Raw genomic sequence first — 23,660 nt, 5'->3', positions numbered from 1 at the left:
CCGTGCAACCCGATACCTCCCAATACCCCCTGCTGGAGGATGTCTCCGAGGTGTTCCGCGGCGAGAGCGCGGTCGCCAAGCGCGACGTGCACCTGCCGCGGGAGCTCGACGAGGAGATGCGGGCGCTGCCCGCCTCGATGGAGCTGGAGTTCCTGGCCGAGGTGGGCGCGCTCGTGTACCCGGACCGCGTGCTGGTGGGGATGAGGGACGTGCGCTGGTTCCTGCGCGCCTCCCAGCCCTCGTCCGCCGCGCGGCTGGTGGGGCGTGCCCGCCGCGAGGGGGACGGTGAGGTCTCGGTCTTCCTGTCCATGGAGGTGGTGAACACCAGCGCCAACGCGGCGCACGAGGAGGCCTCCGAGGAGCCCATCCCCGTCTGCCGCGCCGTGCTCCAGTTCGCCCACGCGTACGGGCCCGCGCCCTGGCCCCAGCAGCAGCAGATGCTGGCCCCCAAGTCGGAGAACCTCCAGAACGGCCGGCAGCTCTACACTTCCGCGGGCGGACAGGGAGATGTGCCCGAGTCGCTCCAGGTCATCGCCTGGGCCCGGCTGTGCGAGCTGGGCCGCATCCAGGGTGGGCTCGTCCACCCGCGCGTGTTGTCCAAGGTGCTGCCCGCCAGCCGCATCCAGGTGGCGCCCGCCGCCATGGAGGGCGCGCTGCACATGGTGAAGTGGCTCTGGTACGCCTTCTCCGGCGAGGGCTCGCGCGAGATGGCCATCTCCGAGGCCACCTGGTTCCGCATGCCCCGGCGCGACGAGCGCCTCATGTGCGACGCCCGTCTGAGCGGCGCCAGCAGCGGGCTCGCTTCTTTCGACGCCCACCTCCTGGGCCAGGACGGCATCCCCGTGCTGGAGTTGCGCGGCATCGGCATGGCCTCGCTGCCCACCGAGGACGTCGCCCCCACCCTTCCCCGTCTCGCCTGGCAGTCGTTCGTCAAGAGCCTCTCACCGCGATGACCTCCTCCACGCACATCCCCCTGGCCATCATCGGGCTCGGGTGCCGCCTGCCCGGCGCCGACTCCCCGTCGCGTTTCATGAACCAGTCCCTGGAGGGGATGCGTGCCCTGACACGGGCCCCGGCGGAGTGGGGCGCGGGGCTCGGCCTGCGCCATCCGCTGGTGGGCGGCTTCGCCCCGGAGGAGGGCAAGGACTGGAAGCAGTTCCGCCTGCCGCCCAACCAGGTGGAGAAGATGCACCGCATGGAGCGGCTGCTCCACCTGACGCTGCTGCAGGCGGCGCAGGACGCGGGCTATGGCCCCGACAAGAGCCCCGGTGGCCGCTGCGCCATCTACCTGGGCGCCACCGGCCTGGGCGTGGACGTGAAGGTGGACCAGACGGTCCGCATCCGCTCTCCGGAGTTCCGCGAGCACCTGTCCGCCATCCTCCAGGGCCGGAGCGACCATGCCCGCATGCTGGAGGCGGTGGATGGCTACATCGCGCAGCACGCCCCCCCCATCACCCCCGAGTCCGTGCCCACCACGGCCACCATCGTGGCCGGCCGGCTCTCCGGCCTGCTGGACACGCGCGGTGGGCACCTCGCGGTGGACGCGGGGACGGCCTCCTCGCTCGCGGCGCTGAAGTTCGCCTCGCTCTCGCTGCAGCTCGGCCACAGTGACGTGGCGGTGGTGGGCGCGGTGTCCCCGCTGCTCAGCCCCTCCTCCTTCGGCATGCTCTCCGCCCGCGGCTGGCTGGCCGAGCAGGAGCTGCTCGCGCTGGATGGGCGCTCCTCGGGCACGCTGCCCGGTGAAGGCGCCGTGGCCCTGGTGCTGTGCCGGCTGGACGACGCGCTGGCGGACAAGCAGCGCATCTACGCCGTCCTGCACGGCGTGAGCGCCGAGGTGAACCTCAAGCAGGGCCTCTCGCGGTTGTCGCGCATGGTGGACAAGGCCGCGCGCAACTGTCTGGACATGGCCGGAATCGAGGCGGAGCTGGTGCGGCACGTGGAGGTGCAGGCGTGCGGCGTCCCGGGCCTGGAGGACCAGGAGCTCATCGGCCTCAAGGCCGCGCTCAACGCCATGCGCGGCGAGCCCCTCACCTTCTCCACCGCGGCCCCGCAGGTGGGCTTCCAGCAGGCGGCCAGCGGGCTCGTCTCGGTGATGCGCGCGGCGCTGTCGCTCCATGCAGGCGTGCGCGCGCCCGTGGCCGGCCTCACCTCGCCGCGGCATGGGACGGAGGGCTCGCTGGAGTGCCTCACCCGCCCCATGAAGCTGACGCCGCGCAGCTACGTGGGCGTCAGCTCGCTGGGGTGGAGCAACATCGCCTACCACGCGCTGCTCGGGCCCGCGCCGTCTCATGAGACGTGGGCGGACATCCGCCCGGTGCGTCCGCCCAACCAGAAGTTCGCCATCGTCGGCATGGGCGCCATCACCCCGGGCGCCTCCGACTCGCAGGCCCTGTGGACCAACATCGTCTCCAAGGCGGACGCCATTGGAGATCTCCCCACCTCGCGCTTCGACGCGCAGCACCTGCTGGGCGCGCTCATGGGGCCCAAGGAGATGGTGCCCCGGCTGGCCGGTACGGTGGAGCTGCCCTCGCCGGATGCGCGCTGGCTCCGGCTGCCGCCCAACCAGGCCGCGGCGCTCGACCCGGCCGTGCCCCTCTTCGTCAAGGCGGCGGAGGAGGCGCTCGGACAGGCGGGCTACGAGCCCGGTGGGTGGAACGGGCGGCGCGTGCAGGTGGTGGTGGGCCAGCTGCCGGTGCGTGCCAAGGAGTTCGAGACCGAGCTGCGCTTCGTCCTGGAGCGCTACCTGACCATGGCGTCCGAGGCCCTGCGGGCCCAGGGCATGTCCGCCGAGCAGGTGACCCCGCTGCTCGACGCGGTCCGCCAGCGCGTGGTGGGCAAGCTGCCCCCGCTGGATGAGAACACGTCCCAGTACTACTCCAGCCTGCCCGTGGCGGCGCGGCTGGCCGCCATCCACGACTTCACCGGCGGCGTGCTGATGGTGGACGCGGCCTGTGCCAGCTCCCTGGCCGCGGTGCACACCGCGATGATGTCGCTGGCCAACCGCGAGGCCGACATCGTGGTGGCCGGCGGCGTGGCCTTCAACCTGGTGCCGGAGTACTCCGCCTCCCTGGCCGTGCTCGGCTTCCTGTCCCCGCGCGGCACCTTCCCCTTCGACGATCGCGCGGACGGCTTCGTCCCGGCCGAGGGTGCCGGCGCGGTGGTGATCAAACGGCTGGAGGACGCGGAGGCGTCGAAGGACAAGATCCTCGCCGTCATCTCCGGCATCGGCTTCTCCAGTGACGGGCGCGGCACCACCCTGCTCACGCCCAACCCCAAGGGACAGGCACGGGCGGTGGAGCGCGCGCTGCAGGAATCGCACGTGCGGGCGGATCAGATCGGCCTGCTCGAGGCGCACGGCCCGGGCACGAAGGTGGGCGACAAGACGGAGGCGGATGCCTACGGCGAGGCCTACCAGTCGCGCGGCCGCGACAACCCGGTGCCCATGGGCACCCTCAAGTCGCAGATTGGCCACACCTCGTCGGCCTCCGGCCTGCTGGGCCTCATCAAGACGGCCTTCGCGGTGAGCGAGCACTTCCTGCCGCCCATGAACGGCGGCGAATTCCCCAAGGCGGACATCCCCTTCGACCGGTTGCCCATCTCCCTGTCGCTGGAGGGACGCCCGTGGCCCGTGCCCCGCGAGGGCCGGCGCTACGCGGGCGTGAGTGCCTTCGGCCTGGGCGGGTCCAACTACCACGTCATCCTCGAGGAGCACGACAACGCCCACCGCAAGCCGTGGACGGCGGATCCGCTGAGCGCCACCGCCAGCTACCCCCTCCCCAGCCGAGGCCTGTCCGCGCAGCGCTGGCGCGTGGACCTGGTGCCGCTGTCGCTCTCCTCGGAGAAGCGCTACCAGTTGCAGGGCAAGAAGCTGCTGCTGGTGGGTGACGAGCCGGGCCTGGTGGCCGCCTTCACCCGTCTGCTGCTGGGCAAGGGCGTGCGCGTGGCCACGGTGTCGGTGGCGGGCATCACGGATGCCATGGAAGTGGAGCGCCGGGTGCGCCGCGCCAGCGAGGAGCTGGGTGGAGCCGATGGTGTCATCGACCTGGGCGCCTTCGGTCCGGTCGAGTACTTCCTCACCCTGGGCAGCGCGCGCTTCGGGCGGCGGATGGCGGAGACCACCGCGCGCTGGCACGGCACCGGCCGCGCCATGTACGAGCGCCTGCGGGACGCGAAGGGACGCACCGCCTGCTACGTGGCCGTCACCTCCATGGGCGGTGACTTCGGCTTCGTGGGGGATGGCGGCAACGTGATGGGCGGCTCCATGTCCGGCTTCCTCAAGGGGATGAAGCAGGAGCTGCCCGGCGCCGTCATCAAGACGATCGACTTCGAGCCGCGCGCCTCGCACTGGGTGGTGGCCGAGACGGTGGCCCGCGAGCTGGAGGAGGGCAGCGACCGGACGGAGATCGGCTACATGGCCAGCCGCCGCTTCGTGGTGGGCCTGCGCCGGGCGGACTTCCCCAAGGAGGGCAGCCAGGTGCTGCGCCGGGTGGATCCGAGCTGGGTGCTGCTCTTCTCCGGTGGCGGACGCGGGGCCGTCTTCGAGGTGGCCAAGGCGGTGGCGCGACTGGGCCCCAAGGTCATCGTCACCGGGCGCACCCCGGCCCCCACGGGCGACGAGCCCTACCTGGCGCTGGACGACACCGACTTCAAGACCTTCGAGAAGGAGGAGATGATCCGCCGCAAGAAGGCGGACCCCACCCTCACGCCGGTGAAGTTCAAGGAGGCCTTCGAGCCCTACGAGCGGGCACGCGAGCTGTGGCGCAACCTCCAGGAGGTCTACGCCCAGGGCCTGTCCATCGAGTACGAGACGTGTGACTTCCGCAACGCCGCGGACGTGCGCGCCATGGTGGACCGGGTGCGCGAGTACCATGGCCACATCGACGGCATCGTCCACGGCGCCATGGTCGAGGCCTCCAAGAGCCTGCCGGACAAGACGCCCGGCATCGTCGCCGCCACCATGGAAGTGAAGGTGCTCGGCCTCATCAACCTGCTGGAGGCCACGCGGCGCGATGACCTGAAGCTGATGATGTGCTTCGGCTCCGGCGCGGGCCGCTTCGGCAACAAGGGCCAGACGGACTACAGCGCCGCCAACGACTTGATGAGCAAGTGCGCCATGGCGTACGCGCACCGGGCGCGCCCGCACATGCGCTGCGTCACCATCGACTGGACGGCGTGGGAGAGCGTGGGCGCCGCGGCCCGCAACATGGACGTGGTGCGGAGCACCGGCGTCTCGTACATCACCCCGGCCGAGGGCTCGTACTGGTTCATCAACGAGCTGCTGCTCGGCCGCACCGAGCGCGAGGTGGCCATCTTCGAGGAGCGGCTCTTCCGCGAGTGGCCCTTCCTCGGCGCCTCCGCCGACGGCCCGGACGCCCGCACCGTCTACGACGACCGCGGCTTCCTGCTCGTCCCCTCCGACTACCCGATGATCGACTGCGTGGAGCAGCACGGGGCGGAGACGCTGGTGGCCACGCGGACGTTCGACCTGAACACGGACCCCTTCGTCCTCCAGCACCAGCTGGACTCGGTGCCCATCATGCCGGGCACGTTCGGCTTCGAGATGCTCGGCGAGGCCGCCGCCCTCTTCCGGCCGGACCTGGCGGTGCTGCGCGCGGAGAACCTGCGCATCGAGACGCCGCTCAAGTTCTTCAAGGCCCCGCACGGCTCCAAGGGCAAGCCCGTCCACATCACCCTCACCGCCCGGGTGCTCAAGCAGCAGGGCGACGAGGTGACGCTCTACGTCGAGTCCGCCAGCGACCTGGCGCTCGGTGGCCGCTCGGATCAGACGCAGCGCCGCATCCACCAGCAGGGCATCTACGTGCTCGGGCCGCCGCCTCGCCACGAGCCGGGCAACGGCAAGCTGCCGGAGGCGCTGCCGGGCTCGCGCGCGCGCTCCATCTTCCACCTGGCCAAGGAGCCGCTGTACCTCGGCCCGCTCTTCTGCCGCGCCGAGTGGGTGTACGTCGGTGAGATCGAGGTGGAGGGCATCATCCGCGCCCCGCGGCAGCGGGAGATCTTCACCCACGTGGCGCGGCCGCGCTTCCAGTTGGATCCGCTGCTGCTCGACGCCGCCTTCCAGGTGGCGGCCAACTGGGACGGCCACCACAACAACCTCGTCTCCGTGCCCATGGGCGTGGAGCAACTGGTGCGCGGGCGGCAGCGGCGCCTGGGCGAGTCCGGGCACGTGAAGGCGAGGATGGTGAAGGTGGAGGGCGATGACGTCCTCTACGACTTCGAGGTGCGAGGCGAGGACGGCGCCCTGCTGCTGGGAGGCACGGGGCTGTGGTTCCGCCGGCTGCGCCGGGGAGAGCGCCGGAGTGCGGAGGGCTGAGCGGCTGCGGCTGCCCGGCGGCCGGGACGTCGTGCTCGGCTGGGGCGAGGTGGGGCGGGAGGACGGCTCCACGCTCTCGCCCCTGGAGCGCGAGGGGCTCGCCCGGTGCAGGACGGACAAGCGGCGGCGGGAGTACGTGGCGGGCCGGCTCGCCGCGCACCGGGCCCTCGCGCTGCTGGAGCCGGAGGCGCGCGCGGAGGTGACGGCACGCGAGGACGGGCCGGACTCCGGGAGGCCCCTCTTCACACCCGGGCGGGGGCTCGCGCTCTCCATTTCCCACAGCGGGGAGCTGGCGGTGGCGGCGGTGTCGCGCGGGGGAGCGCTGGGCGTGGACCTGGAGCAACGGGTGGAGGCCGGCGGGGCCTTCCTGGAGGAGGCCTTCGCGCCGGGCGAGTTGCAGGGCTACGTCCCCGTGTGCGCGGGACACGTGGATCCAGTGACCGCCGCGTGGGCCCTGAAGGAAGCGGTGCTCAAGGTGTGGGGCGTGGGGCTGCGCGCGCCCCTGCAGAAGGTGGCGCTGCGGCCGGTGCTGCTCCAGGCCGGGAGGGACGGACTGTCCCTGCGGGTGACGCTCGAGACGTGGGCGCTTCCACCTGGACTGGGGGAACCGCCCCCGGCACTGGCCGCGCTCCTGGTGGCGTGGCCGGCCGGGGGGGTGCTGGCCCTGGCGGGTTAGCTCAGGCGGCCGATGCGTCACCGCCGCCCGTGCCCGGAAGCGGCGGCGGGAGGGAGGCGGCGGCGGCGCGCTGCTTACGGCTCTGCCAGTCGTACTCGCCCACGAAGGTGCTCACGCGCTCGGCCACCAGCCGCATCTGATCCGCGGCCTCGTCGCTGGTGCGCAGGCTGGACATCGTCTGGTCCATGATCTTCGTCAGGTCGTTCACCGCCTGGAAGATCTGCCCGATGCCCTGGTTCTGCTGCGTCACGGCGGCGGAGATCTGCCGCACGGAGCTCACGTTGTCGCGCACGATGCCGGACAGCTGCCGGATGTTCTCACCGAAGGACTGCAGCTGCTGCACGCTGCCCTGCACCTTCACGGAGCCGCCTTCCGTCATGTCCGCCGTGACGCGGATGGCCTCGCTCAGGTCCTGCAGGATGCCCTGCACGCTGTAGGTGGCCTTGATGGACTGGTCCGCCAGGCTGCGGATCTCGCGCGCCACCACGCTGAAGCCCTTGCCGTGCTCGCCCGAGCGCACCGCCTCGATGGCGGCGTTGAGCGCCAGCATGTTGGAGCGGTCCGCCAGGCCCTTCACCGTGGTGGTGATGTTGGCGATCTGCCGCGCCCGCTCGTCCAGCGAGCGGATGCTCTGCGCCATCTCCATCACCTGCTTCTGGATGTCGTGCATGCCCGTGAGGCTCTTCTCGAGCGCGGCCTCACCGGCGCGGCCGATCTGATCCGCGCGCTCGGCCTGCTGCAGCACGTCCTCCGCCTTCTGGGCGGCCACCATCGACGTCTGCTTGATTTCCTGGGCGGTGACCTGCGTCTCCTGGAGCGACGCGGCCTGGATGGAGAGCGCCTCGGTTTGATCCTTGTGCGAGTCGTTGAGCGCCTCCGCGGACGTGCCCAGCAGCTGCGCCGAGTCACTCAGCGAGGAGGAGAACGTCCGCAGCCGCTCGAAGGCCGACGCGGTGGAGATGGACAGGTCACCCACCTCGTCCGTGGCCACCCAGTCCGGCAACGAGGGCCGGCCCGAGGCGATCGACTCGATGGACTTCTGCACGGCCTCGGTGCCCTGGCTCTGCTGGCGCGCCAGCTCCCAGGCGCACCACGCGGCCGCGAAGATCATGAAGCCACCGACGCACACCACCGGCACCACGATGGTGCCCAGGATGCTGGCCACGTCCGCGCGCAGCTGCGTCAGCACCGTGGCCGGCACCAGCCGGGCCAGGTTGGTGAACAGCTCACCGAAGCCGTACTGCGTCTTCTTGTAGACGATGATGCTCGTCACCGTCAGCGTGGCGAGCACGAAGAGGGCGAAGCAGTAGGGCAGGAACCAGCGCATCTTCGGCCACGAGAACCCGCTGTCGTCCACGCGCGCCTGCGGATACTTGTGGAACTCCTCGAGCGCGTAGGGGCGCAGCAGCCGCTCCATTCGCAGCGCCATGCGGATGCCCACCACCTTCGCCAGCACCAGGAACGAGGCCACCGTCAGCGGCACGTCCCAGGGATCCAGCCCGTACAGCACCGTGGGCCAGCCGGCCCACAGCACGCACGACACGCCATAGCCCAGCCACGCCCCCATCTCGATGCGCCGGGGCGCCTTGAGGATGCGCTTCAGCCGCTCGCCGGGCATCTCGTCCGCGCGCGCCGCGAGCGCGTTCTTCAGCTCGAACCAGATGAGTGCCAGGGGAATGAAGACGCCGAACACCGGCGTCAGCGTGCCAAAATTGACCAGGGTGACGAACCAGGCCCGGTCCGGAGGCAGTCCCAGCGTCAGCGTGATCATGTAGGCGACGGGGCCCAGGGCCGTCAGCATCGCCAACTGCTGCTCCAGGACGAACTTGAGAACCAGCCGCTTCAACTCAGCGTTGCTCATGGATGGGCGGCATTCTAACACTGTTCGCCTGAAATGCCGTTTTCCGTCCGCGCTGCTCGGCACGCACATGGCGTGAAGCCGCTCCCTCGGCAGGAGTGTCGCCATCCATCCTGTAGCATCGCGTCAAAGCGACCCGCCGTATCGGGGCGGCTTGCTACCCTCTCCGAGCAGTCAACACACACCAGGAGACCGTACCGGTTCTTTTCAGCTTCACATATCCTCGCAAGCCCCCACGGCAGGCAGTCGAGCGGCCCGGACATCAGGAGGTGAGAGTGCTTCCCAACGAGCGAGGACCCGGACAGGCCATTGTCATTGGCGGCAGCATGGCGGGACTCTTGAGCGCGAGGGTGCTCTCGGAGCATTTCGAGAAGGTCATCATCCTGGAGCGGGAGCGGCTGCCGGAGGGCCCCGAGGCGCGCAAGAACGCGCCGCAGGGACGCCACATCCACGCCCTGCTGGAGGCCGGGCTGACGGTGCTGGACGGCCTGTTCCCCGGACTGGTGCAGGACCTGGTGCACGAGGGCGCGGATCTCGTCGACCTGGCCCGGGACGCCGCCTGGTTCCAGTCGGGCAGTTGGAAGGTCCGCTACGAGGGAGGCCCCCAATCCATCCTCGTCTCCCGGCCCTTCCTGGAGTGGAAGGTGCGCGCGCGGGTCACCTCCCTGCCGAACGTCGAGGTGTGGCAGGGCTATGGCGTGGAGGAGCTGCTCACGGACGCCTCGCGCACGCGCGTCACCGGGGCGAAGGTGAAGGGCCCCGAGGGCGAGCGGATGCTCGAGGGCGGGCTGGTGGTGGACACCAGCGGCCGGGGCTCGCGGGCCCCCCACTGGCTGGAGGAGCTGGGCTACGGCCGCCCGGAAGAGGAGCAGGTGGGCATCGATCTGGGCTACACGAGCCGGCTCTACGAGCGCCCCGCGAACTTCGACGCGTGGAAGATCCTGGTCGTGAACGGCCGCGCCCCCGAGGCGAAGCGCTCGGGCTTCATCTCCAACGTGGAGGGCGGACGGTGGATCGTCAGCCTCAACGGGTACTTCGGAGACCACGCGCCCACCGATGACGCGGGCTTCCTGGAGTTCGCGCGCGGGCTGCCCTCTCCCCACCTCTACGAATACATCCGCGACGCGAAGCCGCTGAGCACGCCCGTCTCGCACAAGATTCCGACGAGCCGCTGGATGCACTACGAGAAGATGGCGCGCTTCCCGGAGGGCTTCGTCCTCCTGGGTGATACCGTCTGCGCCCTCAACCCCGTCTTCGGCCAGGGCATGACGGTCGCCTGCCTCGGGGCGAAGCTGCTCGGGGAGAAGGTGGCCCGGGCGCGCACCTCGCCGGGCGGCCTGCACGCGGGGCTGGCGCGCGGCTTCCAGAAGGAGCTGAGCAAGATCGTCGGCCTGTGCTGGTTCCTCACCACCACCATGGACCTGGCCTACCCGGAGGCCCGGGGCAAGCGGCCCTTCGGGCTGAAGGCCGTGCAGTGGTCCGTGCAGAACATGATCGACCTGACCTCGCTGGACGCGAAGGCCTGCCACGCCTTCTACGAGGTGCTGCACATGCGCAAGGGGATGGAGGGGCTGCTGCAACCGGGTTTCGTCTCGGCGCTGATGGCCTACAACCTCAGGAGCCTGTTCGTCCCGAGGGAGCAGCGGGCCAACCTCACCACCCTGCCGCCCGCGCCCGGGCGGACGGCGTCCCCGGCGGCACCCAACGAGCGGGACGTCGCCGCATAGCGTCACGCACGCCTGCCTGGGCTCCGGCTCCCAGCGGTCATTTGGAGGACCGGGGAGGGAGTTGTAGAACTCCACCCCCGACACGGTCGTCCCCCTTCTGGGAGCCCCCATTGAAGCCTGAAGCAGCCAAGTCCGAGGCGGTTCGGAGCGTTGCCGTCGCGGCCGCCTCCGCCCCGAACGAAGTCGTCAAGACAGCGGAGTTCCAGCCGTACATCCCCGCCGAGCGGAGCGACGTCGCCGAGTTCACGCCCAAGGCCATCGGCATCGGCGTGCTCTTCGGCGTCATCTTCGGCGCCGCCACGGTGTACCTGGCCCTGAAGGCCGGCCTGACGGTCTCCGCCTCCATCCCCATCGCGGTGCTCGCCATCTCCCTGCTCAAGAAGCTGGGGGGCTCGACGATCCTCGAGAACAACGTGGTGCAGACCATCGGCTCGGCGGGCGAGTCCATCGCCGCGGGTGTCGTCTTCACCCTGCCCGGCTTCCTCTTCCTGAGCACCGACAGCAAGGGCTCCAGCTTCTTCGAGTACTGGACCATCTTCACGCTGGCGCTGCTGGGCGGCGTGCTGGGCACGCTGATGATGGTGCCGCTGCGCCGCTCGCTCATCGTGAAGGAGCACGGCAACCTGCCCTACCCCGAGGGCACGGCGTGCGCCTCGGTGCTCATCGCCGGTGAGAAGGGCGGCAACCTGGCGAAGATCGCCTTCCAGGGCGTGGGCTTCGCCTTCGTGTACGCGCTGCTGCAGAAGATCGTGAAGCTCATCGCCGAGACGCCGGCGCTGGTGACGAAGCAGACCAACAAGTACTTCCCGTCCGCCACGCTCAATGGCGACATCACCCCCGAGTACCTGGGCGTGGGCTACATCGTCGGCCCCAAGATTGCCGGCGTGCTGGTGGCCGGTGGCGTGCTGGCGTGGCTGGGCATCATCCCGCTGCTGGCCTCGGTGGTTCCGCCGGACACCATCGCGGCGCAGCTGGTGAAGCTGGGCTACCTGACGAGCCTCACCACGGCGGGTGGTCGTGGCGGGTGGGATCCGGCGACGCACACCTTCGCCAACACGGCGAGCGCCATCTACCACGCCTACGTGCGGCAGATCGGCGCGGGCGCGGTGGCGGCGGGTGGCTTCATCACGCTGCTCAAGACGATGCCCACCATCGTCACGGCCTTCAAGGAGAGCCTGGCCTCGTTCAAGGAGGGCGCTGGCGCCGCCGCTCAGAAGCGCACCGAGCGCGACCTGCCCATCACCTTCGTGCTCTTCGGCAGCGTGGGCCTCATCCTGGTGATGGCCGCCCTGCCCTTCCTGCCGGGCACGGTGTTCGGCCGGCTGCTGCTGGGCATCCTCATCGTGGTGTTCGGCTTCTTCTTCGTGACGGTGGCCTCGCGCATCGTGGGCATCATCGGCTCGTCCTCCAACCCCATCTCCGGCATGACGATCGCCACGCTGATGGCCACCTGCCTCATCTTCGTGGGCATCGGCTGGACGGGGGACATGTACCAGCCCATGGCGCTGTGCGTGGGCGGCATGGTGTGCATCGCCGCGGCCAACGCGGGCGCCACCTCGCAGGACCTGAAGACGGGCTACCTGGTGGGCGCCACCCCGAGGGCGCAGCAGCTCGGTCTGATGATCGGCGCGGTGGCCGCGGCCATCGTCATCGGCCTCACCATGAAGCTGCTGGACACACCCACCGCCGAGATGCGCGCCCAGGGCATCGAGCACATGATCGGCTCGCCCGCCTTCCCCGCGCCGCAGGGCACGCTCATGGCCACCCTCATCAAGGGCCTGCTGTCCTTCAACCTGGACTGGCAGTTCGTGCTGGTGGGTGTCTTCCTGTCCATCACGATGGAGCTGTGCGGCGTCAAGTCGCTCTCCTTCGCCGTGGGCGCGTACCTGCCCCTGTCCACCACCGCCCCCATCTTCGTGGGCGGCGCCATCAAGGGCCTCTCCGACTACATGGCCAGGCGCAAGGGCGAGCACGTGGAGGAGTCCGAGCTCGGGCCCGGCAACCTCTTCTCCACGGGCCTGGTGGCCGGCGGCGCGCTGGCCGGCGTCGTGGTGGCCATCCTCTCGGTGAACGAGGGCGTCAACGCCGCCATCTCCAAGCTGTCGGTGGAGCACGCCCTCCAGGGCGCGGTGGGCGTGGGCGGCTATGATCTGATCGGCGTCATCGCCTTCGCCCTCATGGGCTTCTTGCTGTACCGCATCTCGCGCCAGCCCTCGCAGGCCTGAAGCACTCCTCCTTCGTGAGTCCGGAGCGCCCGGTGGGAGAACATCCTACCGGGCGCTTTTCTTTTCTTTACGGGAATAGGACTCCAATTTAGCTGTAGAATTTCAACGGGACTTCAGTTAAAACTCCGAAGACAGGAGAGTCCCGAGGCTCCGGCGGCATCCGCGAAAGAGGAGAGTCCCATGTATGAGCTCAGCCAGCGTGTCGTTCTGCTCGTCGAGGACAATGCCGATGACGAGCTGATGACCCTCCGGGCGTTCCGCAGGAGCAACCTGCACAACCCGGTGGTGGTGGTGCGCGACGGGGCCGAGGCGCTCGACTACCTCTTCGTGCAGGGCAAGCACGCCCACCGGGATCCCTCCATCCGGCCGCAGGTGGTGCTGTTGGATCTGCACCTGCCGCGCATCGACGGCCTGGAGGTGCTGCGGCGCATCCGTGCCAACGAGCAGACGCGCACGCTGCCGGTGGTGGTGCTCACCTCCTCCAAGGAGGAGCGCGACCTGGTGGAGAGCTACGAGCTGGGGGTGAACAGCTTCGTCCACAAGCCGGTGGACGTCACCGCCTTCTTCGAGGCGGTACGGCAGCTGGGCATGTACTGGCTGGTGCTCAACGAGCTGCCCTCCGCGGCCGTCGCCCCCCGGAGGACGGCGTAGGCGGAGGAGGCTGTCGACTGGAGCACGCCGCCGTCCCCAGGGGGCAGCGCTCTGACAGGTGGAGAACGCTCGCCTGCTCATTCGCATGAAGATCGAGCGGGCAGTCCTTATCTCGCGTCAGGCGCATCACGTCGCTGCGTCAGGCGTCTCCAAATAATGAATGGAGACATGGGCCCACTTCCGGGCCTCTGGGGAGGAGCCGATGAGCACAGCCCTGGTGAATCGAGCCTCGGTGCGCGCCGAGGAGGCGCGTGCCCTGGATGCACGGGAGCAGCGCAACAAGGTGCGTCAGGAGCTCGCCCGGAACATGTCCGGCCGCTCGATCATCGAGCTGGCGCTGGACGTGCCCCGGGGCACCGCGTCCAACGAGGACTGCCAGCACCTCTTCCTCGCCGGGCTCCAGCGTCTGGAGCAGGAGCTGGGCACGGCGGCGGCGGAGATGTTCGAGGACGCGGCGGGCTACTACGGCCTCTTCGTCTCGGAGCTGCCCGCCCTGCTGGCTCGCCGCCGGGCCAGCCGCATCGAGGGCGACGCCGCGTGGGACCGCCAGCTGGGCATCGAATGCTACGGCCTCGCCGGGAGCCTCGGGACCACGGGCAAGGTGCCGCGTGAGGCGGTGGGCGGCGCGGCCTCCCGGTAGGCGTGGCCGCTATCCGCTCGTGGCCAGCACGCGCACGAGCGGCTCCATCGCGGCGGAGAAGATCTCCGGTGCTGGAAGCAGGGACAGCACCAGGAAGGCCCCGCCGGTGAAGTCGTAGAAGTAGCCCGGCTGCACGCACACGCCCTCGTCGAGCAGGGCCAGGCACGTGGCCTCCTCCCCGGGCGCCAGTGGAACGCGCAACACGGTGCTCCATCCCCCCTGAGCGGGCAGGACGTCCCAGCGGGCGTCCGCCGGGCGGGCCTGGAGCAGCCGGCGCCGGTTCTCCTTCACCCGGGCCAGCAGCGCCCGTTGGAAGCGCGGCGCGTGCGCCAGCAGCCCCGGCAGGGCGAGCTGCACGGGCGTGTTCACCGGCAGGTACGTGTCCGCCACCAGCTCGAGGCGGGCCAGGGCCTCCTCGCGGAGGACGTCGGGCCCGCCCACGTGCGTCCACCCCAGCTTGAGGCCGGGCAGCCCCGCCACCTTGGACAGGCCGGAGAGGGAGAAGGTGAGCATGGGCAGCTCGCGCCCGGCCACGGTGGGCACCCGGCCCGGCTCCTCGTCCCAGGCGAAGTCGGAGAACACCTCGTCCGAGAGGAGTGCCAGCCCGGCCTCCGCGCACAGCCGCCCCAGGGCCTCCAGCTCGCCCTCGTGGAGGTAGTGGCCGGTGGGGTTGCCGGGGTTCACCACGAGCACGGCGCGGGTGCGGGCGTCCCGTGCGGCGGCCACCTCCTCCACGTCCAGGCCGAAGCCGTGCGCGCGCGGCAGGCGGTAGGTGCGCGCCTCCACGCCCTCCAGGCGCGTGAGGTACTCGAAGAGGGGGTAGCTGGGCGCGGGGACGAGCACGTTGTCCCCGGGCTCGCACAGCAGCTTGAAGAGCCAGCCGTAGGACTCGCTCGTGCTCGCCGAGAGGACGAGGTGCCCGGGGGAGACGTGGGCGCCGCGGGAGGCCAGGTGCGCGGCCACGGCCTCGCGGGCCGGGAGGAGCCCCTGGGGCTCGGGCGCGTAACCGAAGGCGCCGGGAGAGGCCAGCAGGGCCGGCTCGGGCGCGGGCAGGCCCACGCGGGTGGGGTTGGTCTCGGTGAGATCCAGCAGGGGGAGCCCGCGTTGGCGGCGCTCATCGAGCGCTCGGGCCAGGGGGTTCCAGGTGCGGGGGAAGCCGGTGCGGGCGGAGAAGCCGCTCACAGCCCCGTCTGCAACATGGCGGAGGCGACGAGGCGGATCAGCTCGCGGCGGATCTCCTTGCGGCAGTGCTCGACGGCCTTCGGGTGCGGAGAGGGCAGCGAGTCAGCGCGGGAGCGGATGGCGGTCCGGACCACGAGGTCGACCTTGGCGGGCTCGATGTGGAAGAGCCGCTGACCATCCTTCTGGAGGAAGTAGGAGATACCGCGCGCATCGAGCAACTTGGAGAGGTAGCGCCTTGCATCGGCGAGGAGCGAGAGGTCGATGATGTCCGCCATTCGCGTGGCGTTCTCGCGCAGATCGAAACATGCGTCCATTTCACGGCCGTGCAACACGAAAACTTGCACTCGCGCGCGCGTTCGGATCGCCGCGGAGGCCGATTTATCGGCCTCGCGCGCGTTCGGGCACGAGTGGAGCGAGCGCCTCGCGGAAGGCGGCGTGACGGCGGCGAGCATCTTCCAGGTAGGGAACTGGACCGAGGACCTGGATGTGATGGCGCTCGGAGATGAGGGCGGGGTTGTCGCGCTCGGAGGGATCGCGAGAGGGAGTGCCGCGCGAGAGGAGCACGGCGGCAACAGGGATGTTGCGCGCGGCGAGGGCCTCGAGGGACAGGGCGGTGTGGTTGAGCGTGCCCAGGCCGGCGCGGGCGACGAGCAGGACGGGGAGCGCGAGGGTGGAGATGAGGTCGATGACGTCGTGGGAGGAGTCGAGGGGGACGAAGAGACCACCGGCGCCCTCGACGACGACGGAGCCGTGGCGGACGCGCTCCCAGGCGGAGAGGGTGGTGTTCCAATCCGGCTCGCGGCCGAGGCGGCGAGCGGCGATGCCGGGGGCGAGGGGCGCGCGGAAGCGGTGGGGGCAGACGATGTCGAGCGGCAGGTCACTCCGAGCGGCCTCGCGAAGGGAGAGCGCGTCGGAAGGAGCGGAGAGGGAGGCGCACCCGCTCTCATAGGGCTTGAACCCCTGGGGAGAGAGCCCGGCATCGGCGAGCAGGGAGAGCAGGGCTCGTGAGGCCTGCGTCTTCCCCACCCCGGTATCCGTACCGGTGACGAAGAACCGCGGCCATTTCCCTTCGGAGCGCGGCCATTTCCCCTCTCCCTTCGGGAGAGGGACGGGGTGAGGGTGCCGAGAACCTCGAGTTGCCACATGACCTCCCACGCGGAGATTCAGAGTCGTAGCGAGCGCAGCCCCTCGAGGGCGAGGTCCACATGGCCCTCGGTATGGGCGGCGGAGAGACAGAAACGCAGCCGGCTGGTGCCCTCGGGAACGGTGGGAGGGCGGATGGCCTTCACCAACAACCCCTTGGAACGCAGCGCCCGTGCGGCGGAGACGGCGAGCCCGGGCTCGCCCACGATGACGGGGAAGATGGCGCTCCGGGGCTCGGCGGCGAAGCCGAGCGAGCGCAGGCCCTGGGAGAAGCGGCGGATGTTGCGCCACAGGCGGGCGCGCAGCTCCCCATCGTGCTCGACGATGTCCACGGCGGCCCCGGCGGCGGCGCACAGGGCTGCGGGAAGCGCCGTGGAGAAGACGAGGGGCCGGGCGCGGTTGAGGACGAGCTCCACCACGGGGCGGGAGGCACAGATGTACGCGCCCAGCACGCCGAAGGCCTTGCTCAAGGTGCCCATGCGCACGTCGACGGCGCTGGAGAGCCCCAGCTCCTCACACAGCCCGGCACCACGGGAGCCCAACACGCCGGTGGCATGGGCTTCATCCACGAGGAGCGCGGCGCCGTGGGCCCGGCAGACGCCGACGATCTCCCGCAGGGGCGCGTGGTCCCCGTCCATGGAGAACACGGTGTCGGTGACGACGAGACGCCGGCGTGCGGGAGTGGAGGCGAGGGCGCGGTCGAGCGCCTCGACGTCGGCATGCGGGTAGACGACGGTGCGGGCGCGCGAGAGGCGGCAGCCGTCGATGAGGGAGGCGTGGTTGAGGGCGTCGGAGAAGACGGCGTCCTCGGGGCCGACGAGGGCTTGCAGGGTGCCGACGTTGGCGGCGTAGCCCGAGTTGAAGAGGAGCGCGGCCTCGGCGTGCTCGAAGGCGGCGAGCCGGGCCTCCAGGCGCTGGTGGGCGGTGGTGTCGCCGACGACGAGCCTGCTGGCCCCGGAGCCCACCCCATGAACCTCCAAGGCAGCCATGGCGGCGGCGCGAACGGAGGGCGAGGCGGCGAGACCCAGGTAGTCGTTGGAGGAGAAATTGACGAGCGTCTCACCTCCGACACGGACGAGGGGGCCCTGGGGGGAGTCGAGCGGCTCGAGGAACCGCTTGAGCCCGCGGGAGGACAGGGAGTCCATGTCCTCCCGGGCCCACCCCGTGGCCACACTCCCCTCTCCCTCCGGGAGAGGGACGGGGTGAGGGTGCCGCGAATCCGGGCTCGTCACCGCGCCGTATCCGGCTCCAGGGGGCGGATGCCGGCCTTCTCCAGGAGGGCCATGTCCTGGGTGTACTCGGGGTTGCCGGTGGTGAGGAGCTTCTCGCCGAAGAAGAGCGAGTTGGCGCCGGCGAGCATGCACAGCAGTTGGGCCTCCTCGTTCATCTGCATGCGGCCGGCGGACAGACGGACCATGGCCATGGGCATGAGGATGCGGGCGGTGGCGATGGTGCGGACCATCTCCACGGTCTGCACGGGCTTCTGGTCCTGCAGCGGCGTGCCCTTCACGGCGACGAGCGCGTTGATGGGGACGGACTCGGGGTGGACCTCCTGGTTGGAGAGCGTGAGCAGCAGCTTGCAGCGGTCGTCCACGGACTCACCCAGGCCGATGATGCCGCCGGAGCACACGGAGATGCCGGCCTGGCGCACGCGCTCGATCGTCTCCAGCCGGTCCTGGTAGGTGCGGGTGGAGATGATGTCCCCGTACTTGTCCTCGGAGGTGTCGAGGTTGTGGTTGTAGGCGGAGAGGCCGGCCTCCTTGAGGCGCTTCGCCTGACTCTCCGTGAGCATACCGAGCGTGGCGCAGGCCTCCATGCCGAGCGCCTTCACGCCGCGGACCATCTCCAGGACGTTGTCGAACTGGGGCCCGTCCTTCACCTCGCGCCAGGCGGCGCCCATGCAGAAGCGGGTGGCACCGGCGGAGCGGGCCTTGGAGGCGGCGTCGAGCACGGAGGGCACGGACATGAGCTTCTCGGCCTGCAGGCCGGTGTCCTTGTGGTAGCGCGCGGCCTGGGGGCAGTAGCCGCAGTCCTCGGGGCAGCCGCCCGTCTTGATGGACAGCAGCGAGCACAGCTGCACCTTGTTGTCCTGGAAGACGGCGCGGTGCACGGTCTGCGCCTTGTGGATGAGCTCGAGCAGGGGGAGCTCATAGAGGGCGCGCACCTCGGGGAGCGTCCAGTCATGGCGGACGACGACACCCGGAGGCGGAGCGGCGAAGTGGGCGTGACCGTGGAAATCGTGGGCGGCGGAGTCGGACATGGGCTCCTCGGGGGGTGTGGAGCGCGCACGGTGCGTGGGCGGACCGCCCTTGTCAACCACACAGCGCGCCCGGGTTGACGACCCCGGTTCACCCCCCGAGAAGGAGGAGCCCGGCGGGGTGGGCACGATGGGCGTGCCCCTCCCCTACCGGGCTCCGGAAATCAGGCGTGGATGCGACGGCCCCTGCCCGCCCAGCCCACCAGGAGTAGCACCACGATGGCGCCGACGACGGACATGATGAGTCCGGAGGGCTGCAGGTCGAGGACACTTCGGCTGGGCGAGAAGAGCGAGCCGATGAAGCCGCCCACGAACGAGCCCACGATACCCAGCAGCATCGTCGCCACGAGTCCCATGGACTGGCGGCCCGGAAGGAGCGCACGCGCGAGCAGACCCGCGACCAGACCCACCACGATGAACCAGATGATGCTCATCTCCGTTCTCCCTTTCTTGGGGCGCCGCGATGTGCGGCCCCGATTGGGAAGAAAAGTGGGGAGCCCTGCCCCGAGGCACAACTTGACGGGGAGGCCCGGGAGAGACCCCCATGCCCGGCCGCCCGCTCTCCGGACGGCTCGGGGGGAGGGGCGGGCAGGCGCGCGGGAAAGCGAGGGAAACGTGGGTGCCATGGGATAGACAAGGGGTTCCATGGCGAAGGCAAAGACGCACTACACGTGTCAGGCGTGCGGGTACCAGTCGGCGAAGTGGTTGGGGAAGTGCCCCGACTGCGGCGCGTGGAGCTCGCTGGTGGAGGAGACCGGGGCGAAGGTGGACGAGAAGCGCCCGGCGTGGGGGGCCTCGGGAGGGGCGACCAAGCCGGTGCGGCTGCGCGAGGTGAGCGGCGAGCAGGAGGAGCGCCGGCGCACGGGCATCGCCGAGTTCGACCGGGTGCTGGGAGGCGGAGTGGTGGACGGCTCGCTGGTGCTGCTGGGAGGAGACCCGGGCATCGGCAAGTCCACGCTGCTGCTGGCGGCGCTGGACAAGCTGGGGCGGTGGGGCCCGGTGCTGTACGTGTCGGGCGAGGAGTCGCTGCGGCAGACGAAGATGCGGGCCGAGCGGCTGCGGGTGGAGAGCGAGGACATCCACCTCTTCGCGGAGACGGACGCGGACCGGGTGCTGGCGGTGGCCGAGGGCCTCAAGCCGCGGGCGCTGGTGGTGGACTCCATCCAGACGATGTACCTGCCGGAGCTGGGCAGCGCGCCGGGGAGCATCTCGCAGGTGCGCGAGGTGGCGGGACGCTTCATGGCGTTCGCCAAGCGCAGCGGGGTGCCGACGTTCCTGGTGGGGCACGTGACGAAGGAGGGCTCCATCGCGGGCCCGCGCGTGCTGGAGCACATGGTGGACACCGTCCTCTACTTCGAGGGGGAGCGTGGCCATCCGTTCCGGATTCTGCGGGCGCACAAGAACCGCTTCGGCTCGACGAACGAGATTGGCGTCTTCGAGATGAAGGGAGCGGGGCTGATGGAGGTGCCGGACCCCTCGGCGCTGTTCCTGGCGGAGCGGCCGGCGGGCAAGGCGGGCAGCGTGGTGACGTGCACGCTGAATGGGACGAGGCCGCTGCTGGTGGAGGTGCAGGCGCTGGTGGCGCCCACGGGCTACGGCACGGCGCGGCGCACGGCCATTGGAGTGGACGGCAACCGCGTGGCGCTGCTGGCGGCGGTGCTGGAGAAGAAGGAGGACATCCCGCTGGTGGGGTGTGATCTCTTCGTGAACGTGGCGGGAGGCATGCAGCTGTCGGAGCCGGCGTGCGACCTGGCGGTATGCGCGGCGCTGGTGAGCAGCCTGCAGAACCGGCCGCTGGAGGCGCACACGCTGGTGCTGGGCGAGGTGGGCCTGGCGGGCGAGGTGCGCGCGGTGGGCCAGGTGGAGCCGAGGCTGGCGGAGGCGGCGAAGATGGGCTTCCAGCGGGCCATCATCCCCAAGGGGAGCGCGAGGCGGCTGGAGGGCACGAAGCTGGAGGTGGTGGGAGTCGAGACACTCTCCGAGGCACTGGGAGCGATGTTCGACTGAGGAGGCGGCACGGCCTGTTTCGGCAGGTCTCATTGCTGACAGGTTGCCCCTCAAGCGAAACGATGGGGCAGCCTCCTACCGAAATAGGCCCTTACTGCATCCCGAGCTCCCGATCCCAGCAGGTGAGCAACCAGATCAGATGCCCCGTACAGGCACCCGACACCCGTTCAAAGGACCAGGAGTCGAGCGAGGCAAGGCGTTCGCGCTGGAAGGCCAGGTCGGCCAGCGTCTGCCGGTGTTTCAACTTGCCCGCATGCGCGAGGGCCCGGGGCATCTGCCGGAAGATGGCCTCAATACAGTCCTCCCGCGTCGCCCGCGCCATGCGCTCCGCCGCCACCACCAGCCGCTCGCGCACGGCGTCGTCTCCCAACGGGCACCACGCATCCATGGCCCAGTCACAGGAAGCCCTCATCACTTCCTCTAGCGTTTGCGCCCCCCCCAATTTCTTGAAGAGATAGCGCGCGGACTGAAGCGGCTCCCAGAAGCGCAGCACCGCCTGGAGGCGCCGCGCCGTACGCTCCGCGCTCACCGCCCCCATGTGCGTCGTCGCGAAGAACAACGCACCCCAGGCCGTCTCTCTGAAGAACGCCTCATAGTCATGCCTCACGGGGAACGGCTTGAATCCTTCCGGAGCCAAGGCGCCCATGACATGCGACACCATATACAGCCGCCAGGCTGGACGCTCGCGCTGGAAATCCACCACCTCGTGCGCCACCACCACCTCGCCTGGGGGGACCTCCACCATCTGCCGAGGAATGGGGAAGGTACCGTCCCTGCGATATTGCTCGCCACACCGCATCCCCTCTCTGTGCGCCTTCTGCTGAACCGAGCGGAAACTGCCCTGGAGGAAGGATGGCAGTTGTAGGGAACCGGGCTGTTCGGACATCATCGAATATGTCCTATCAAGCGGCCCCTTAGGGGGGAAGCGACATGCCCGCCGCAGCCGGAATCTGCGCTGGAGACGTGGTGGATGGGGGACGCGCCGGGAAGGGAATGACCTGTCCGCCCCCTTGCGTGGGCGGCTTTCGGCTCCCCATGCCCGTCCCCATCTTTCCCTGAATCGACCCCCACAAGACCGTCGTCGCAACCCCGCCGACGAGGTCGATGACCATTCCCATGGTGCCTCGAAGGGTAGTGAGTTGCTCCCGCCGACCCACCATTCCTTCCACCGCCTGACTCACCCAGCCACCGTACTGCCGCAACTCCTCCACGGTGATTTCCACCCACTGCCCGGCCTCGTACGCTGCCGCCTGGGACTCGAAGCGTTGCTGGCTGCGCGTCCACTTGTACTGGACTACTCCGGGCTCAGGATTCTTCCATTCCAGGCGCCAGATATATTGACCTCCCTGGAAGCGGACGAGGACCTCGCCCTGGAAGTCCGTTCCACCCATGAAGTGAATCTTGTTAGAGAGGGCTCGGTTGAGTGCAATCAAGTACTTGCGCGCCTCCTCACGGCCTTCCCTGAGTGCCTGCTCATCCCAAGGCTTGATCTCGAAAAGAACCAGGAGGGAGACATCGGTAATGTCCGGACGTATCTCGCGCTCGTCCGAGCGCAGCAGGGACGAGTCTCCAACTTCCATCTCATCAACGATGGCTTTGATTGGCTTGGTGTTGTAATAGACGAGACTTTCCGGATGTCTGACGCCGTACATATACGCAACGAGCCGGTGTGAGGCATTGCCCATGAAGAACTCCCAGGGCATCTTCGAATCCGGCTTCCGACCGGGTACATTGTAGCCCTGGGGCGCAGGGCCGGCTGAAACACCTCCCGCCGGGCCATCGTTCATGGCCAACAGGACTCTCTGTCGCGGAGCAGCAGTTCGCGGCGTCTCGAACCGTGGCGTCTCCGAGTGCCAGGCAGGAAGACTCCGCCCGCCAGAGTCCGTAGCACAGCCGGCGAGCACCAAGACGAGGCACAGGGAGACGCACCGCGCAATCCAGGATACGGGTAGACAGCTGATGGTGGCGCTCACGTGCCCCTCCCGCTCCGCGCATGCGCATCCTTGCGGAGTCAGGAAGAAGTAGAAGCGGGGAGCAACGGGAATCTCCAGGCCCTCTGCAGTCAGGTCACCGGGTGCACCCCACCCACCGGCACACTACCGGTGAGATCCCCCCAGAGGAGAGCGTCAGACGGAACGCTTCCTAATGCTTCTCAAGCTCGCGATCCCAGATGGTCAACAGCCAGATCAGATGCCCAGTACATGCAGCAGAGACCCGGTCGAAGGACCATGAGTCGAGCGAGTCGAGGCGCTCTCGCTGGAAGTCAGGGTCAGCAAATGCCCCGCCGTGCTTCAACTTCCCGGCATGCGCCAAGGCTCGCGGCATCTCCCGGAGGATGGCCTCGATACAATCCTCCCGCGTCGCCCGCGCCATGCGCTCCGCCGCCATCGCCAGCCGCCCGCGCACGGAGTCATCTCCCACCGGGCACCACGCATCCATGGCCCAGTCACAGGAGGCCAGCATCACCTCCTCCAGCGTTTGCGCTGTCCCCGGCGTCTTGAAGAGGTAGCGCGCGGACCGGAGCGGTTCCCAGAAGCGCAGCACCGCCCGCAGGCGCTTGGCCGTGCGCTGTGCACTCACCGGGCCCATCTGCGCGAGGGCGAAGTGGAGCGCGCCCCAGGCCGTCTCCAGGCAGAAGTCCTCGTACGCATCCCTCACGAGTAACGTGTTCTGCCAGTTCACTGCTTCGCGCAACCCACTCATGACATCCGACACCAGGTACAGCCGCCAGGCCGGGCGCTCGTGCTGGAAGTCCACCAGATCGTGAGCCATCACCACCTCACCCGGGGGCACATCCACCATCTGCCGGGGAAGCAGGAAGGTGCCGTCCTTCTTGTAATGCTCGCCACAGCGCAGGCCCTCCCGCTTCGCCTTCTGCCGCGCCGAGCGGAAGGTGCCATGCAGGAACGACGGCAGTTGCAACGAAGCGGTCTGTCCGGACGTCATGGAGCGCGTCCTATCAA

General features: G+C 69.6%; 17 protein-coding genes and 1 pseudogene. 8 read left to right on the top strand and 10 right to left on the bottom strand.

Translation table 11 applies throughout. The annotated features are described in order from the left end of the window. The first annotated feature begins 2 nt into the window (after positions 1-2). The 3 genes from Q664_RS28260 to Q664_RS52750 are packed head-to-tail and all read left to right on the top strand — an operon-like array spanning position 3 to position 7,007. Complete coding sequence (locus Q664_RS28260) at positions 3-953, top strand: hotdog family protein (RefSeq protein WP_043402598.1); 951 nt, start codon at positions 3-5, stop codon at positions 951-953. After that, complete coding sequence (locus Q664_RS28255; RefSeq protein WP_052518763.1) at positions 950-6,331, top strand: SDR family NAD(P)-dependent oxidoreductase; 5,382 nt, start codon at positions 950-952, stop codon at positions 6,329-6,331. The genes Q664_RS28260 and Q664_RS28255 overlap by 4 nt, the downstream gene beginning before the upstream one ends. Continuing rightward, a complete protein-coding gene (locus Q664_RS52750; RefSeq protein ID WP_052518762.1) occupies positions 6,318-7,007 on the top strand; it encodes a 4'-phosphopantetheinyl transferase family protein in 690 nt (229 codons plus the stop codon). Before Q664_RS28255 ends, Q664_RS52750 begins: the two co-directional genes overlap by 14 nt. Position 7,008: 1 nt before the next feature. Here Q664_RS52750 and Q664_RS52745 read toward each other — a convergent pair whose 3' ends face one another. Further along, entirely contained in the window at positions 7,009-8,868 is a 1,860-nt protein-coding gene (locus Q664_RS52745) for a methyl-accepting chemotaxis protein (protein WP_160174522.1), read from the bottom strand. Positions 8,869-9,140: 272 nt separating this feature from the next. Between Q664_RS52745 and Q664_RS28240 the strand changes: the two genes are divergently transcribed. From Q664_RS28240 to Q664_RS28225, 4 genes are all read left to right on the top strand, one after another. Beyond that, positions 9,141-10,592, top strand: a complete 1,452-nt coding sequence (locus Q664_RS28240; protein ID WP_043402596.1) for an FAD-dependent oxidoreductase — start codon at positions 9,141-9,143, stop codon at positions 10,590-10,592. A 110-nt stretch (positions 10,593-10,702) separates the two neighbouring features. After that, positions 10,703-12,817, top strand: coding sequence for an OPT family oligopeptide transporter (locus tag Q664_RS28235; RefSeq protein WP_052518760.1), 2,115 nt, complete (start codon positions 10,703-10,705; stop codon positions 12,815-12,817). Between the two features lie 180 nt (positions 12,818-12,997). Beyond that, positions 12,998-13,468: a response regulator gene (locus Q664_RS28230; RefSeq protein ID WP_043402594.1), complete on the top strand. Its 471-nt coding sequence runs from the start codon at positions 12,998-13,000 to the stop codon at positions 13,466-13,468. A gap of 202 nt (positions 13,469-13,670) precedes the next feature. Then, the gene (locus Q664_RS28225; RefSeq protein ID WP_043402591.1) at positions 13,671-14,108 is read left to right on the top strand and encodes a citrate lyase holo-[acyl-carrier protein] synthase; all 438 of its coding nucleotides are present in this window, start codon (positions 13,671-13,673) and stop codon (positions 14,106-14,108) included. Between the two features lie 9 nt (positions 14,109-14,117). On the opposite strand, the gene Q664_RS28220 is transcribed toward Q664_RS28225, so the two are convergent. The 6 genes and pseudogenes from Q664_RS28220 to Q664_RS28195 all read right to left on the bottom strand — a co-directional run bounded on the left by Q664_RS28220 (position 14,118) and on the right by Q664_RS28195 (position 19,124). After that, complete coding sequence (locus Q664_RS28220; RefSeq protein WP_043402589.1) at positions 14,118-15,290, bottom strand: pyridoxal phosphate-dependent aminotransferase; 1,173 nt, start codon at positions 15,288-15,290, stop codon at positions 14,118-14,120. After that, positions 15,287-15,604: a hypothetical protein gene (locus tag Q664_RS28215; protein WP_233166341.1), complete on the bottom strand. Its 318-nt coding sequence runs from the start codon at positions 15,602-15,604 to the stop codon at positions 15,287-15,289. The genes Q664_RS28220 and Q664_RS28215 overlap by 4 nt, the downstream gene beginning before the upstream one ends. A gap of 64 nt (positions 15,605-15,668) precedes the next feature. Continuing rightward, positions 15,669-16,346: pseudogene (gene bioD, locus Q664_RS28210) on the bottom strand (dethiobiotin synthase); the annotation flags it as partial. Positions 16,347-16,453: 107 nt separating this feature from the next. Then, on the bottom strand, positions 16,454-17,578 hold the full coding sequence (gene bioF, locus Q664_RS28205) for an 8-amino-7-oxononanoate synthase (RefSeq protein WP_084610422.1): 1,125 nt from the start codon (positions 17,576-17,578) through the stop codon (positions 16,454-16,456). Positions 17,579-17,661: 83 nt separating this feature from the next. After that, a complete protein-coding gene (gene bioB, locus Q664_RS28200; protein ID WP_043402583.1) occupies positions 17,662-18,693 on the bottom strand; it encodes a biotin synthase BioB in 1,032 nt (343 codons plus the stop codon). A gap of 161 nt (positions 18,694-18,854) precedes the next feature. Continuing rightward, the gene (locus tag Q664_RS28195; protein WP_043402580.1) at positions 18,855-19,124 is read right to left on the bottom strand and encodes a GlsB/YeaQ/YmgE family stress response membrane protein; all 270 of its coding nucleotides are present in this window, start codon (positions 19,122-19,124) and stop codon (positions 18,855-18,857) included. A 211-nt stretch (positions 19,125-19,335) separates the two neighbouring features. On the opposite strand from Q664_RS28195, the gene radA reads away from it, so the two are divergent. After that, complete coding sequence (gene radA, locus Q664_RS28190; protein ID WP_043402577.1) at positions 19,336-20,697, top strand: DNA repair protein RadA; 1,362 nt, start codon at positions 19,336-19,338, stop codon at positions 20,695-20,697. A gap of 91 nt (positions 20,698-20,788) precedes the next feature. On the opposite strand, the gene Q664_RS28185 is transcribed toward radA, so the two are convergent. From Q664_RS28185 to Q664_RS28175, 3 genes are all read right to left on the bottom strand, one after another. Beyond that, positions 20,789-21,442, bottom strand: a complete 654-nt coding sequence (locus Q664_RS28185; protein WP_235216909.1) for a hypothetical protein — start codon at positions 21,440-21,442, stop codon at positions 20,789-20,791. Positions 21,443-21,611: 169 nt separating this feature from the next. Next, positions 21,612-22,400, bottom strand: a complete 789-nt coding sequence (locus Q664_RS28180; protein ID WP_043402571.1) for a hypothetical protein — start codon at positions 22,398-22,400, stop codon at positions 21,612-21,614. A gap of 439 nt (positions 22,401-22,839) precedes the next feature. After that, on the bottom strand, positions 22,840-23,643 hold the full coding sequence (locus Q664_RS28175; protein ID WP_043402569.1) for a hypothetical protein: 804 nt from the start codon (positions 23,641-23,643) through the stop codon (positions 22,840-22,842). Between the last annotated feature and the right edge of the window lie 17 nt (positions 23,644-23,660).

The organism is Archangium violaceum Cb vi76 (assembly GCF_000733295.1).
Taxonomy (GTDB): Bacteria; Myxococcota; Myxococcia; order Myxococcales; family Myxococcaceae; genus Archangium; species Archangium violaceum.
Note: the sequence above shows the minus strand (reverse complement) of the source record. Positions and strands in the feature narration are given on the sequence as shown.